At 71.6% G+C, this 14,331-nt stretch carries 14 protein-coding genes; 12 read left to right on the plus strand and 2 right to left on the minus strand.

Going from position 1 to position 14,331, the window contains the following annotated elements; translation table 11 throughout:
* Positions 1–48: 48 nt before the first annotated feature.
* The 7 genes from CT688_RS06480 (at position 49) to CT688_RS06510 (ending at position 8,274) form a co-directional block, all read left to right on the plus strand.
* Complete coding sequence (locus CT688_RS06480; RefSeq protein WP_107756222.1) at positions 49–777, plus strand: YggS family pyridoxal phosphate-dependent enzyme; 729 nt, start codon at positions 49–51, stop codon at positions 775–777.
* A gap of 71 nt (positions 778–848) precedes the next feature.
* Positions 849–1,544 (plus strand): cell division protein SepF, encoded by a 696-nt coding sequence (locus tag CT688_RS06485; protein ID WP_107756223.1) that lies wholly within the window; start codon positions 849–851, stop codon positions 1,542–1,544.
* A 70-nt stretch (positions 1,545–1,614) separates the two neighbouring features.
* On the plus strand, positions 1,615–1,914 hold the full coding sequence (locus tag CT688_RS06490; protein WP_107756224.1) for a YggT family protein: 300 nt from the start codon (positions 1,615–1,617) through the stop codon (positions 1,912–1,914).
* Positions 1,915–2,070: 156 nt separating this feature from the next.
* Positions 2,071–2,982 carry a DivIVA domain-containing protein gene (locus tag CT688_RS06495; RefSeq protein ID WP_107758057.1) on the plus strand — a complete coding sequence of 304 codons (912 nt, stop codon included), beginning with the start codon at positions 2,071–2,073 and terminating at the stop codon, positions 2,980–2,982.
* 125 nt (positions 2,983–3,107) lie between these two features.
* Positions 3,108–3,338: a hypothetical protein gene (locus CT688_RS06500; protein WP_107756225.1), complete on the plus strand. Its 231-nt coding sequence runs from the start codon at positions 3,108–3,110 to the stop codon at positions 3,336–3,338.
* Positions 3,339–3,620: 282 nt separating this feature from the next.
* A complete protein-coding gene (ileS, locus tag CT688_RS06505) occupies positions 3,621–6,800 on the plus strand; it encodes an isoleucine--tRNA ligase (protein ID WP_107756226.1) in 3,180 nt (1,059 codons plus the stop codon).
* Positions 6,801–6,834: 34 nt separating this feature from the next.
* On the plus strand, positions 6,835–8,274 hold the full coding sequence (locus tag CT688_RS06510) for a DNA polymerase IV (RefSeq protein WP_107756227.1): 1,440 nt from the start codon (positions 6,835–6,837) through the stop codon (positions 8,272–8,274).
* A gap of 24 nt (positions 8,275–8,298) precedes the next feature.
* On the opposite strand, the gene CT688_RS06515 is transcribed toward CT688_RS06510, so the two are convergent.
* Positions 8,299–9,312 (minus strand): asparaginase, encoded by a 1,014-nt coding sequence (locus CT688_RS06515; protein WP_231750532.1) that lies wholly within the window; start codon positions 9,310–9,312, stop codon positions 8,299–8,301.
* Between the two features lie 131 nt (positions 9,313–9,443).
* Between CT688_RS06515 and CT688_RS06520 the strand changes: the two genes are divergently transcribed.
* Positions 9,444–9,938, plus strand: coding sequence for a hypothetical protein (locus CT688_RS06520; protein WP_095717318.1), 495 nt, complete (start codon positions 9,444–9,446; stop codon positions 9,936–9,938).
* 40 nt (positions 9,939–9,978) lie between these two features.
* Here the strand turns inward: CT688_RS06520 and CT688_RS06525 are convergent, their stop codons facing one another.
* The gene (locus tag CT688_RS06525; RefSeq protein ID WP_107756229.1) at positions 9,979–10,977 is read right to left on the minus strand and encodes a hypothetical protein; all 999 of its coding nucleotides are present in this window, start codon (positions 10,975–10,977) and stop codon (positions 9,979–9,981) included.
* Positions 10,978–11,048: 71 nt separating this feature from the next.
* On the opposite strand from CT688_RS06525, the gene lspA reads away from it, so the two are divergent.
* Genes lspA through rarD form a run of 4 tightly spaced genes read left to right on the plus strand, consistent with a single transcriptional unit; the run spans position 11,049 to position 14,331 of the window.
* On the plus strand, positions 11,049–11,624 hold the full coding sequence (lspA, locus tag CT688_RS06530) for a signal peptidase II (RefSeq protein ID WP_107756230.1): 576 nt from the start codon (positions 11,049–11,051) through the stop codon (positions 11,622–11,624).
* Positions 11,617–12,543, plus strand: coding sequence for an RluA family pseudouridine synthase (locus tag CT688_RS06535; RefSeq protein ID WP_107756231.1), 927 nt, complete (start codon positions 11,617–11,619; stop codon positions 12,541–12,543). The genes lspA and CT688_RS06535 overlap by 8 nt, the downstream gene beginning before the upstream one ends.
* Positions 12,540–13,337, plus strand: coding sequence for a hypothetical protein (locus CT688_RS06540; protein ID WP_231750533.1), 798 nt, complete (start codon positions 12,540–12,542; stop codon positions 13,335–13,337). The genes CT688_RS06535 and CT688_RS06540 overlap by 4 nt, the downstream gene beginning before the upstream one ends.
* Before the next feature lie 16 nt (positions 13,338–13,353).
* Positions 13,354–14,331, plus strand: coding sequence for an EamA family transporter RarD (gene rarD, locus CT688_RS06545; RefSeq protein ID WP_231750534.1), 978 nt, complete (start codon positions 13,354–13,356; stop codon positions 14,329–14,331).

Here is a 14,331-nt window from a genome sequence, read left to right on the forward strand (position 1 = left end):
GATAGGTTGAGGACATGCAGCGATGTCCCCGCCCGGAGCCCACCCGCCGTGTCTGATCCGCGATCAGAGGAGTTGGCCGCGCGGCTCACCGAGACCAGGGAGCGGCTGGACGCGGCGCTGGCGGCGGCGGGCCGTCAGGACGGTGTCGACCTCGTCGTCGTCACCAAGTTCCACCCCGTCGGGGACGTCGCGCGGCTCGCCCGCCTGGGGGTCCGGGACCTCGGCGAGAACCGCGTGCAGGAGGCGGCCGCGAAGGTGGCCGATCTGGCCGCCACCGAGCCGGATCTGGCGGCGGCGGTGCGCTGGAACATGATCGGCCACATCCAGTCCAACAAGGCCGCCGCGGTGGCCGGGTGGGCGGATCGCGTGCACTCGGTCGACTCGGTCAAGGTCGCAGGCGGGCTGCAGAAGGGCAGGGGCCGGGCCGCGGCGGACGGCGAGCGACCCGGGGTGCTTCCGGTGCTGCTCCAGCTGAGTCTCGACGGGGACACCTCACGTGGCGGGGTGACCCGCGACGACCTCCTCGCGCTCGCCGATCACGTCGCGGGGCTGGACCACCTGCGGCTGGCCGGGCTCATGGTGGTGCCGCCGTTGACCGGACCGCCCGCCGCTCACTTCGCCGAGGCCGCCCGGGTGGCGGAGGAGTTGCGTCGCGCTCACCCGGGGGCCCGTGAGTTCTCCGCCGGGATGTCCGGCGACCTGGAATCCGCGATCGCCGCCGGTTCGACCTGCGTGCGTGTCGGAACGGCGATCCTGGGACCACGGCCAGTAGTTTGAGGTCCAGCATCGCGGGGCCTCTCCCGCGACGAACGGCCCGCGACGACCCGTATCAGGAAGGTCCCCGGAAGATGAGCGCAATCGCCCGGTTCAAGGAGTACTTCGGAATGTCGCCCGTCGCGGCGTACGAGGACGAGTACCTGGACGACTACGACCGCCCGATCCACCACGACCTCCGCGGTTCCCGTGCGCCGCACGAGGCCGACGACCTCGGCGGCGTCTCCCGCGATCGCCGAGCGGACTACGGGTACGCCGCCGACCGGTACGACGACGAGGCGACCCCCCGGCCCCGCTTGGGAGATCTCGATCCCGTCGACGAGCCCGCCCCGGAGCGTCGGCACCGCGGTCTCGATGACCCCGCCCCGCGCCCGAGGCGCTACCACGCGGCGGAGGCCGGGGCCCGGGCCTCGCTCCGCGGCGTCCCCGTCACCCGCGGCGCCGTCGCCCTGGCTCCGGAAGAGGACTTCGTCGAGGACGGGCTGGTGACCCTCCCCGAGACCGTGGTCGAGCGTCCGCGGGGATTCGGTGACGGCAAGAGCCTCGGGGAGCACTTCCGCGCGGGCCGAGCCGTGGTGTTGGATCTGTCCACGATGGCCTCCGGGGACGCGCGCCGCATGGTCGACTTCGCCGCCGGCCTGGTCTTCGGTCTCGACGGCCGCATGGAGAAGGTCACCGATCGCGAGCGCACCTTCCTGCTGCAGCCCGCCGGAATGGATCTCACCGAAGCCGAGGTCCGGGACGCGGTCAACGGCGCGTTCCGTCGCTGATCCCGGGCGGCCACCCCGTCTGACCGGGTGCCCGCGGCGCGGCGTCGATCGCTGCCAGTAGTCTTGTCCCGTGCGTGAAATCCTGCTGGTCCTTTACATCATCACCCAGGTCTTCTGGTATCTGCTCCTCGCCAGGATCGTCGTGGAGATGATCGCGTCGTTCTCCCGTGGCTGGAGCCCCCGCGGTGTCCTGGCGGTGGTTCTGGAGTGGCTGTTCACCATCACCGATCCTCCGGTCAAGGCGCTGCGCAAGGTCATCAAGCCGGTCCGGATCGGGCAGGTCTCCCTCGACCTGTCGGTGTTGGTGCTCTTCGTCATCATCATCGTGATCCAGCTGGTCCTGCGGATCATGATCACCAGCGTCGCGTGAGGGGCGTGGCGGGACACAAGTGATGCGGTCACCCGGGCCGCAGGTGACGCGCGGGCCGAATGTGACTAGATTGGCACGCGTTAAGGTAGTAATGAAGTCGTGGGTCCGGTTCGAGAACGCCGGACCGGCACCCGAGACGACCACGAGGGGTATCCCATGCGCTTGACTCCAGCCGATGTGCACAACGTCGCGTTCTCAAAGCCGCCGATCGGTAAACGGGGCTACAACGAGGACGAGGTCGACCAGTTCCTCGACCTGGTAGAGGAGGAGCTCGGAACCCTCGTGGAGGACAACGACGACCTCCGTCAGCGTGTCGACGAGTTGACCAAGGACCTCGAGAAGGCCCGGAAGGCGGCGGAGAAGTCCGACAAGGCCTCCGCTGACTCCGCTAGCGGTTCGGGTGCCGGCCGCGTCGAGGAGCCGCGGGCCGCCACCCCGCCCGCCCCGGCGCCGACCCCGGCACCGACTCCGGCGCCGCCCGCGGCCGCGCCGTCACTCGCCGGAGAGGACAGCGGTTCCGCCAACTCGGACACCCATCTGCGCGCGGCCCGCGTCCTGGCGATGGCGCAGGAGATGGCGGACCGCCTCACGGGCGAGGCCAAGAAGGAGTCCGACGGGCTCATGGCCAAGGCCCGCGGTGAGTCCGATCGCCTCGTCGGCGACGCCAAGAACCAGTCGGAGAAGATGGTCGGGGACGCCCGCAGGGAGGCCGACAAGATCCTCGGCGAGGCCAAGGCCAAGTCCGACGGGATCGTCAAGGACGCGCAGGCGCGCTCCGAGCAGCAGATCAAGGAAGCACAGGCCAAGGCCGACGCCCTGCAGGCCGACGCGGAACGCAAGCACACCGAGATCATGGCCACCATCAACCAGCAGCGCGGGGTGCTGGAGGGTCGCATCGAGCAGCTTCGGACCTTCGAGAAGGACTACCGCAGCCGCCTCACCAGCTACCTCGAGAACCAGCTGACAGAACTCGGCAAGTCCGGCTCCGCCGCCCCCGCCGCACCGGCCGAGAACGCCGGCGCGCCGGACCAGGGTGGCAAGAAGGACGGCGGCCACCGCGCCGAGTAGCCCATCCGAGTCGTCGCGTCCGGTCCCCGCCCCTGCCCAGGGTGCGGGGACCGACGTATATTCGGGGGGTGGGTCCGCCCCGGAGCCGGTGTATTCCACGACTCGCACCACGGCAGGAGGAACGCATGCTCGTCGTCGCACTCGGACTGACGCTGCTCGGCTTCGCCTTCCTCGTCGCGGCCGTGGCGACCGGACAGATCGGGTGGGCGTGGGCCTGCATCGTGGCCGGCGCCCTCGGACTGCTCTTGCTGCTCATGGATCTTCTCCGCGGGAGGACGGCCCGCGACGGCTCCGGAGAGAATCCACCGGACGCGAGTGACGAGGCGGAGGAGACGGGCGCCCACAGCGACAGGTAGCATCACCCGATGTCCGGCGATGAGCCGGATGCGCTGAGATCCGGCCATCACCGGGGAGCGCTCGGAAGAACGGTCGGTCCCGAGGTGGGAGCGGCTCAGTAGAACCGAACGGGGGAGCCCGTCAGGGTCCCCGATCCACGAGTGGGCGTCGCACCGTCGACGCCAAACGGGGTGGTACCGCGGACGGATGCGCCAGTCGCGTCCGGTTCGTCCCCGAGCGCAGGCCTGTCGGCCCCACGGGTACCAACTCGTGTGGGCCCGTACCTCGAGGAGTCCGCCCACATGAGCACCGAGCCCACCGCAACGGGTAGCGCGTACCCGATTCTCGACCTCACCGGCGGCACCACCGCGCAGTCGCCGTCGTTCCCCGCGCTCGAGCAGACCGTCCTGGCCCGGTGGGACGAGCGCGACACCTTCCGTGAGTCCGTCCGCAGGCGAGCGGATGCCGACGAGTACGTCTTCTACGACGGCCCCCCGTTCGCCAACGGCCTACCCCACTACGGACATCTGCTCACCGGGTACGTCAAGGACGTGATCCCGCGCTATCGCACCATGCGCGGTTACCTGGTCGAACGCCGGTTCGGCTGGGACTGCCACGGTCTGCCCGCCGAGCTCGAGGCGGAGAAGCAGCTGGGGATCACCGAGAAGTCGCAGATTCTCGAGATGGGTCTTGCCGAGTTCAACGCGGCGTGCGAGAAGTCGGTGCTGCGCTACACCGATGAGTGGGAGGACTACGTCCACCGCCAGGCCCGCTGGGTGGACTTCGAGAACGACTACAAGACCTTGGACATCGACTTCACCGAGTCCGTCCTGTGGGCGTTCAAACGCCTCTATGACAAGGGTCTGGTCTACAAGGGTTTCCGTGTGCTGCCGTACTCCTGGTACGAGCAGACGCCCCTGTCCAACCAGGAGACGCGGTTGGACGACGCGTACAAGATGCGACAGGACCCCGCGGTCACGGTCGGACTGCCGCTCGAGGCCCCGCAGTCCAGCCCGTTCCACGGTGCCGAGGCGCTGGTGTGGACCACCACCCCCTGGACCCTGCCGTCCAACCTGGCCGCCGCCGTCCACCCCGACATCGACTACTGCGTGGTGCAGGTGAACACGGGTGATCTCGCCGGCCGACGCTTCGTCGTGGCCGAGGCGCGCCGGGGGGTGTACGCGCCCGAGTTCGGTGAGGACGCGGAGGTGGTGGCCACCGCGAAGGGCTCCGAACTGGTGGGGCTGCCGTACGTCCCGCCGTTCGACTTCTTCGCCGGCCACCCGAACGCGCACGTGGTGCTGGCGGCCGACTACGTCACCACCGACTCGGGTACGGGCATCGTCCACCTCGCGCCGGCCTTCGGCGAGGAGGACAAGGACGCCTGCGACGCGGCCGGCATCGAGCTGGTCATCCCCGTCGGAGCCGACGGGAAGTTCACCGCCGAGGTGCCGCCGTACGCGGGCCAGCTGGTCTTCGACGCCAACGCGCCGATCTCACGCGACCTGCGCGCGGCGGGGCGACTGATCCGCCACGAGACCATCGAACACTCCTACCCCCACTCCTGGAGGTCCGGCCAGCCGTTGATCTACATGGCCCTGCCGGCCTGGTTCGTCAAGGTCACCGCGTTCCGCGACCGGATGGTCGAACTCAATCGCGAGCAGATCACCTGGATGCCCGAACACGTGCGCGACGGGCAGTTCGGCACGTGGCTCGAGGGCGCGCGGGACTGGAACATCAACCGGAACCGGTACTGGGGCGCGCCGATCCCCGTCTGGGAGTCCGATGACCCCGCCTACCCGCGCGTGGACGTCTACGGGTCTCTCGACGAGCTCGAGGCCGACTTCGGCGTGCGGCCCACTGATCTGCACCGTCCGTACATCGACGAGCTGACCCGGCCCAACCCCGACGACCCGACCGGCAGGTCCACCATGCGGCGTGTGGCCGACGTGTTCGACTGCTGGTTCGAGTCCGGGTCCATGCCGTTCGCCCAGGTCCACTATCCCTTCGAGAACAAGGAGTGGTTCGAGACCCACAACCCGGGCGACTTCATCGTGGAGTACAACGGCCAGACCCGGGGCTGGTTCTACACCCTGCACGTCCTGGCCACGGCTCTCTTCGACCGGCCCGCGTTCACGCACGTCGCCGCGCACGGCATCGTGCTGGGCAACGACGGCCTCAAGATGAGCAAGTCCAAGGGCAACTACCCGGACGTCAACGAGGTGTTCGCCCGCGACGGCTCCGATGCCATGCGCTGGTTCCTCATGAGTTCCCCCATCCTCCGTGGCGGCAATCTCGTGGTGACCGAACAGGGCATCCGGGAGGGCGTGCGCCAGGCCATGCTCCCGCTGTGGAACTCCTACAGCTTCCTGCAGCTGTACGCCGCCGAGCGCGCCACCTGGCGGACGGATTCACCCCACGTGCTGGACCGGTACATCCTGTCGCGGCTGGCCACGACCCGGGATGCGATGACCCGGGCCCTGGACAGCACGGACATCGCCGCCGCGTGCGACGAGCTGCGCCAGTTCGCCGACGCGCTGACCAACTGGTACGTGCGCCGGTCCCGGTCGCGGTTCTGGGCAGGGGAGGCGTCGGGCCAGGATTCGCGCGACGCCTTCGACACGCTCTACACGGTCCTCGAGACGACCATGCGGCTCGCCGCGCCGCTCCTGCCCCTCATGACGGAGGTCGTGTGGACCGGGCTGACCGGACGGGAGTCCGTTCACCTGGCGGACTGGCCGGCCGATGACGAGCTCCCGCACGACGCCGGGCTGGTCGAGGCGATGGAGGCCGTCCGCGACGTGTGTTCCACGGTGTCCTCGATCCGGAAGGCAAAGCACCTGCGCGTGCGCCTGCCCTTGAACGTGCTCACCGTGGCGATGCCCGACGCCGAGCGGCTTGAGCCGTTCACCGGCATCATCGCCGACGAGGTGAACGTACGAGAGGTGCGCCTGACCAGCGACGTGGCCGCCCACGGGCGGATGGAGCTGGCGGTCAACGCGCGGGCGGCGGGGCCGCGGCTGGGCAAGCAGGTGCAGGCGTGCATCAAGGCCGCCAAGACGGGCGACTGGTCCGAGGTCGACGGCGTGGTGGTGGCCGGTGGCGTCGAGCTGCAGGAGGGCGAGTACGAGCACCGCCTCGTGGCCGCGGATCCGGAGTCCACGGCGGCGCTCGCGGGCGGGGCCGGTCTGGTGGTGTTGGATCTGACCGTCACGGAGGAGCTGGAGGCCGAGGGCTGGGCCAAGGACCGGATCCGCGAGATCCAGGAGGCCCGGCGCGCCGCCGGTTTCGACATCTCCGACCGCATCCGGGTACGCCTGGAGGTCCCGGCGGACCGTCGCGAGTGGGCCGACCGTCACGCCCGCCTGATCGCCGACGAGGTCCTGGCCACGGACTTCGAGGTCCTCGACGCGCTCGACCCGGCGGACGGCGAGGCCGAGGAGCTCGGTGACGGTGTCAGGATGACCCTGGCCCGGGTCTGACACGGACCGGTCCTGAGCCGAGACGGGAACCGGCGTGGCTGACGGGCAGGACCGCTGGGTCCTGCACGTGGACATGGACGCCTTCTTCGCCTCCTGCGAGCAGCTCACGCGGCCGACGCTGCGCGGTCGGCCGGTGCTCGTGGGAGGCGTGGGGGGTCGCGGAGTGGTGGCGGGGTGCTCCTACGAGGCGCGCGCCCGCGGCGCGCGTTCCGCCATGCCCTCGCACCAGGCCAGGCGGCTCGTGGGCCCCTCGGCCGTCTTCGTGTTCCCCCGGATGGCGGTGTACCGCGCGTTGAGCCGCCGGGTGTTCGAGGTCTTCTCCGCGCACGCTCCGGTGGTCGAGAAGGTCTCGGTGGACGAGGCCTTCCTCGAACCCCCCGAGCTCCGTGGTGCCGACGTCGAGCGGACCCGGCGGTGGGCGGAGGACCTACGAGCGGCGATACGCGAGGCCACCGGACTGCCGGCCTCGGTGGGGGCGGGGGCGGGGAAGCAGTACGCCAAGATCGCCTCCGAGCTCGCCAAGCCCGACGGGATCGCGGTGGTGCCCCGACGCGATCATTCGGACGTGCTGTATCCGCTCCCGGTGCGGAGTCTGTGGGGCGTGGGGCCGGTGGCGGGGGAGAGACTCTCGCAATTCGGGATCTCCACCATCGGCGATCTGGCCGCGATGGACGACGACGACGTGGTCCACGCGCTCGGCAGGACCGTGGGGCCGGCGATCGCCCGGATCGCACGGGGATATGACGACAGGCCCGTTCACGAACGGGCCGAGGCCAAACAGATCAGCGCCGAGAGCACGTTCGCGGCCGATCTCACCACCGCCGGGCAGGTGGCGGCGGCGGTGCGCAGAGCGGCGGAGGGCGCACACCGGCGGCTGCTGGGCGACGGGCGGGCGGCCCGGACCGTGACGGTCAAGATCAAGCGCGCGGACTTCACCTCGATGACGCGGTCGTTCACGTTGCCGGTGGGCACGACCTCGCTGGAGACGATCATCGCCGTCGCGCGGTCCCTGGCCCCCGACCCCGTGGACTTCGGCGCGATCCGGCTGCTGGGCGTGGGCCTGTCGGGACTGACCGAGATCCACCAGGACGCGCTGTTCGAGCAGGAGTTCCTGCCCGGGACGCGGCAGGGCCCCGGGCACGTCGACCTCGACGAGCTCCCCGACATCATCGGGGTCGGCACCACGGTCACGACCGATGACGAGGCCCCGGGCCCGGGTGCGGAGGCCGTGGACGACCCGCTCCCCGCCCCACCGGCGATCGGCGCGTGGCGTCAGGGACTGCAGGAGAGGTTCCGCACCGGTTCGGACGTCCGCCATCCCGCGTTCGGGCACGGCTGGGTCCAGGGCTCCGGCCACGGTCGGGTGTCGGTACGGTTCGAGACGGCGGTCACCGGCCCCGGTCGGATGCGGACCTTCGCCGAGGACGATCCCGACCTGGAGCTCGCCGACCCGCTGGACTCCCTGGGGTGGTGACGCGCGGGCCGAAGCGTCTGCACCTCAGCTGTAGAGGTGGTACCGGGACCACTGTGAGCGGACCTCGGCGGCGTCGGCGCGCGCGAGCAGCGCGGTGAGCAGGACCCGCGCCTGGGAGGAGCGCAGGTAACCGCAGCTCAGAACGCCTCGCCTCGCGAGATCCGCCCCGCCGCCGGGGCCCGAGTACGTGGGCGTCGCCTCGCCTCTCGGAACACGGGTCGAGGTCGCCACCACGATGTCCGGGCGCTCCACGGACAGGTCCGCGACGGCCTCGGCCACAAGTGGGGGCAGGTTGCCGGACCCGGTCCCCTCGAGGACCAGCCCGCGGGCCCCGGCGTCCACGCAGGCCCGCAGCGCCACGGCGTCCGAGCCGGGCGGGCAGGACACCACGTCCACCCGGGTCCCGGAGAACCGGGCCCGGCCGGGCAGGGTGGGTCGCTCGAGCTCCGGCGGCAGACCCTCGACCGGCTGGTCCGGGGCGTTGCGGGCAAAGGCGACGGGCTCTGTGGTGTGCCACTTGCGGACCCCTCGGGCCTGGAGGATCGCCCGTCCCAGCACCACGAGGACGCCGAGACCACGTGAGACCGGGTCGGCCGCGAGCAGCACCGCGTCGAGGAGGTTCGCGGGCCCGTCGGACTCGGGGTGATCCGCGGGCAGCTGGGCACCGGTGACCGCCACCGGCCGGGGGTCGCTGTGGTGGAGGTCCAGCGCCATGACCGTCTCCTCCAGCGTGTCCGTCCCGTGGGCCACCACGACCCCGGCCACCTCCGGATCGGCGAGGACGTCCGCGACCGCGTCGACGAGGTCGTCCCACTCCGCGGGGCCGAACGTCGACGAGTCGGCGTCCAGCACGGCCCGCGCGCTCACCCGGATCGAAGCCGGCAGCGCCGAGCGCAGCCCGTCGAGCATGGCCTGCGTCGCCGCGGCCGAGTCGCCCGCCATCACCGCCCCTCCCGGCACCGTGGAGGCGGTGATCGTCCCGCCGGTGGTGCAGATCACGACGTGGGGGGTATCGGTGCTGGTCTGGACGCTGGTCACCCGGTCCACAGTGGTGGGCTCCGGGCCCGTCGTCAACCACCCGGGCCGTGGACGGTGGAACAATGGAGCGTCGGTATCCGTTGGGCTGCTGAACGGCCCGACAGTTGCACATCACGACGAAAGGACCAAGCGTGAGTCTTCGACGGACCATCGCCGCAGTCTCCCTCTCCGCCTTCGCCCTGGGCGGGCTCGCCGCATGCGGCGGGGATGACGACGGAGGGCGCGAGACGGCTCCGGCCCCCACGGCGACCGAGCAGACGGCCGCCCCCGTGCCCACCGCCGAAGAGCTGACCCAGCTGCTCGCCCGGGCCTCCGACCCGGCGGTGCCGGTGGAGGAGAAGGTCGACCTGGTCGAGGGCGGGGCCGAGGCGCCGGAGCTCTTCGATCAGATCGCCGCGCTGAAGGCCGAGCAGGGCGCCGACGTGATCATCACCGGCGCCGCCGAGGGCGACATCCCCGGCACGCTCATCGCCAACGCGGTGATCATCCAGCCCGGCCAGGAGGACATCAACGTCCAGGCCCAGTTCATCCAGCAGGGCGGTCAGTGGCAGCTGCAGCAGTCCTTCGCCTGTGCGCTCATCACCAACGCGGGGCTCGAGCCGCCGGCGACCTGCCAGGTCGCCTGATCTCCAGAGGAGCCCTCCGGGTCCCGCCCCTCGCCGGTCCTCACCCGGCGGTGCGGAACCGCAGCACCGAGTCCTCGACGTAGGTCGTGCGTCGGCCCGAACCCGGGTCCACGTACACGGCCCGCGTCGAGGACTCTGTGGTCCCGTCGACGGGCAGTGGCGCGCGGAGGTCCACGGTGAGTTCACCCGAGCCCGTCACCTCGTACGCCTCGACCTCCAGCGTGACGCCCGGGCCGCCATCCGGGGCCGGTGCGTCCAGGGTCGCGGCGGCCTCGGGGGCGTCCAGCTCCATCGTCACGGTGGCCACGTCGCCGTCGAGGGCGGCCAGCTCGTACGTGACGGACCGCTCCGGCGCCACCGCGTCGTCGACGCTCCGGGTGACGGTCCACCGGGCCCCCACCCCGATCGCCTCGGTCGGCCACGCGACGGTCGCGTCGGACACGGCGTTCGCCGTGATCTCGACCCCCGCCCGTGCGGCATCCGTCGCGGTGGCCGGCGCCTCCAACGTCAGGCCGCGCACGATGCCGTCGGCACTGCGGGTCCAGGTGACCGCGAACCCGGGTGCGGTGGCGAACTGGGCGGAACGGAGCTCGTCCACGGAGGTGAAATCGCGGGCCGTGACGGTGGCCCGCTGGGCGCCGTCCACGTCCGGCTCCGACAGGCCCTCGACGGTCAGCGTCTGCTCGGGGGTCTCGTCGAGCCTCGGCTCCGCGCCCGGGACGGTCGTGCGAGCCGACGCGGATCTGGTGATGGCGACGGTCACGGCGTCTCGGGACGGGGAGTAGGCCATCACCCGCAGCTCCCCCGAGCCCTCGTCGAGGAGCTCGACCGTGGGGGCGGGTCCGGGGTCGACCTCCACCGCGGGCTCCAGAGCCCGATCCTCCTGAGCGGCGACGGCGTCGTCCCCGGGGGGGTCGCCCTCGTCCGCGCACGCGGCGCTGGAGGCCACGAGCGCGGTGGCCAGTGCGGCGACGAGCAGTCGCTGACCGGCCCGCACGGGTCGGGGACGGCCGGAGGCGGAGGGCGTTCGGAGGTTCACGACCCCCGAGCCTAGAGGGTCCGCCCACCGGGCCCGGCGGCCCCGCCGGGGGATCAGGGATACTGGAGCGCATGACGGAGACCAACGGGACGCGGTCCGATGCGGCGGGGACGACGCCCGGTGGGACCGGTGCCCGATACTTCAGGGCGGGGCCGGTCGCCATGCTGATGATCGCGGCGGTGATCGTGGCGGTGGATCAGGTGACCAAGGCGCTGGCGGTGTGGGGTCTCGAGGGGCAGGACCCGATCCGGATCGTCGGTGATTCCGTGCGGCTCCTCCTGCTCCGCAACCCCGGCGCGGCCTTCTCGATGGGCACGGGGTCGACAGTCGTGCTGAGCATCGTGGCCACCGTGGTCGTGGTGGGACTGCTGTGGTTCTCGCGGCGGGTCCACTCGAGGTGGTGGGCGTGGGGGCTCGGGTTGATCCTGGGTGGCGCCGCGGGCAACCTCGTGGACCGGTACGTCCGGGCCCCCGGCTTCCTGGAGGGCCACGTGGTGGACTTCGTCTCGGTGGGGTGGTGGCCGGTGTTCAACGTCGCCGATTCGAGTCTGGTCATCGGTGTGATCGTGGTGGCCGTCGCCGTGGTCAAGGGAGTGGAGTTCGACGGCTCGCGGGGGCCAGTGGAGAAGGGCGGGGCGGATGGGTGAGCTGCGCACATTCCCCGTCCCGGACGGTCTCGACGGGATGAGGGTGGACGCCGGTGTCTCCCGCCTCCTCGGGCTGTCCCGGACCGCGGTCGCCGATCTCGCCGGGCAGGGCAAGGTGTTGGTCGACGGCCGGGCGGTGGGGAAGTCGGACAAGCTCACCGGGATGTCGTGGATCGAGGTCGAGATGCCCGATCCGCGGGCCGAGCCCGCGGTGGTCGCAGAGCCGGTCGAGGGGATGGCCGTCGTCTACTCGGATGCCGACCTCGTCGTCGTCGACAAACCCGTCGGCGTGGCGGCGCACGCCTCGGTGGGCTGGACCGGCCCCACCGTGATCGGTGGGCTGGCGGCCGCCGGATACCGCATCTCCACCTCGGGGCCGCCGGAGCGCAAGGGGATCGTCCACCGACTCGACGTGGGCACGTCCGGACTGATGGTGGTGGCGGCCTCCGAGCGGGCGTACACGCTGCTCAAACGGGCGTTCCGCGACCGCACCGTGGACAAGACCTACCACGCGCTCGTCCAGGGCCACCCCGATCCGCTGTCCGGGACGATCGACGCGCCCATCGGCCGCCACACGTCCAACGACTGGCGGTTCGCGGTCACCTCGGACGGCAAGCACTCCATCACGCATTACGACACGCTCGAGGCGCACCAGGCGGCAACGCTCGTCGAGGTCAAGCTCGAGACCGGTCGAACCCATCAGATCCGCGTCCACTTCTCGGCCCTCCACCACCCGTGCGCGGGCGACCTCACCTACGGCGCGGACCCGGTGCTGGCGAGGCGGTTGGGGCTGGAACGGCAGTGGCTGCACGCGGTGGGGCTCGGGTTCGATCACCCCGGCACGGGTGAACGCGTGGACTTCACCAGCCCGTACCCTGACGATCTCCAGCACGCGCTGGACGCCCTCCGCGCCGCGTGACCGGCCCTGCCCCGGCAGCCGACCGCTCCACGCCCCGGTCGGTCGCGCTGAGGGCTCTTTCGAGCGTGGGCGTGGGCGTGGTGATCGTCCTGGCGCTGGTCGCCGTCCTCACCGCGCTGCGCACCGAGTTGCCGCGCAATCCCGGGGTGATGAGCGATGCGCTGGGACCCGAGAACGGCGAACTGGTCGACGACTACCTGGCGCGTGCCGCGGGCTCCCTGGTCGACGACGGCGAGCCGGGTGACGACGGCGAGGACCCCGCCACCGGAGCGGACGCCCCCCGCTGGGCACTCGTGACCGCCGCCCGGCCGTGGTCCGCCGCGGAGGCGGCCGCCGTGGTCCGGGGCCTGCCCAGGGTCTCCGGACTCTATGTCCAGGTGCCGGTCGACGGCGTGGCGATGCCCGTGACCGGGGTGACGTTGGCCGAGCCGGCAGCAGGGGAGTCGGGCCGTGAGCCGGTGCTGGACCGAGGCCTCGCGGAGGTGGTGCACCGGTCGGGTGGCGAGGTCCCCACCGGACCCGGGGGGCAGGCCCCGCCCGACGCCGACCGCGCGGCCGCGACCGCCGCGCTCACCGCCGCGCGGATCCGATCGGGGGAGCCGGCGATCATCGGTCTGCTCGCCCGGGGTACCCCGGCGCAGCTGAGGGAGGCGGCGGGCCGGCCGTGGGTGCGGGCCGTCGAGGCGCTGCCGGCCGACGCGGTGTGGCAGCGGTTCGCCGTCCGGCCCCTCCAACCACAGCAGGTGGACGCCGCGCTCCCGCTGCCGGACGACGCGCCCGTCCCGTCGGCGTGAACGTCAGGGAGCCGGGATGGCACGGATGCGTGACCGTGGCGTGGTGATCGGGAAGCGGGACCCCACCGACCGGTCCGTGGCGATCGGGATGCTCGCCGGTGCCTGTGCCTACACCCTGTGGGGGTTCTTCCCCGCGTTCTTCCCGTTGCTCGAACCCGCGGGTGCGGTCGAGATCGTGGGCCACCGCGTCGTGTGGTCGCTGGTGATCATGGCGCTGGTGCTCTCCGTCACCCGGCGATGGCGGCAGCTGTGGTCCCTCGACCGTCTCTCGTGGGCGCGGATCGCCGGGGCCGCCGGGTTCATCACCGTGAACTGGGGGGTCTACGTCTACACGGTCAACTCCGAACGGGTCACCGAGGCCGCGCTCGGGTACACGATCAACCCCCTGGTGAGCGTCCTGCTCGGGGTCCTGATCTTCCGCGAGCGGCTGAACCGGCCACAGGTGGGCGCGGTGGCCCTCGCCGTGGTCGCGGTGGGCGTTCTCACCGCGGGATACGGACACGTCCCGTACCTCTCGCTTCTGCTCGCGACGAGTTTCGGCTTCTACGGGGTCGTCAAGAAGAAGCTCCGTGCGGACCCGGTGGTCGGGATGACCGGGGAGGTGCTGGTCATCGCCCCCCTCGCCCTGTCCGTGCTGGTGTGGCTGGGTGTGACCGGCGCGGGCACGTTCACCGGGCACGGGGTGGGGCACTCGGCGCTGCTCGCCGCCAGCGGAGTGGTGACCGTGGTGCCCCTGCTCCTGTTCGCGACGGCCGCCCAGCGCATCCCCCTGGCCACCGTGGGAATGCTGCAGTACATCATCCCGATCCTGCAGATGGCCTGGGGACTGCTCGTGGTGGGCGAGCGGCTGGACGCGGTCCAGTGGGCCGGTTTCGCGCTGATCTGGACCGCGGTGATCGTGTTCACGCTGGCGGGGCGGTCGCCACGCTCGGCGCGTGCTGGGGTTTCGGGTCGTGTCGGAGCGGCGACCTACACTGGGCCGGACAAGCCGTAG

The organism is Dietzia sp. JS16-p6b (genome assembly GCF_003052165.1).
Taxonomy (GTDB): domain Bacteria; phylum Actinomycetota; class Actinomycetes; order Mycobacteriales; family Mycobacteriaceae; genus Dietzia.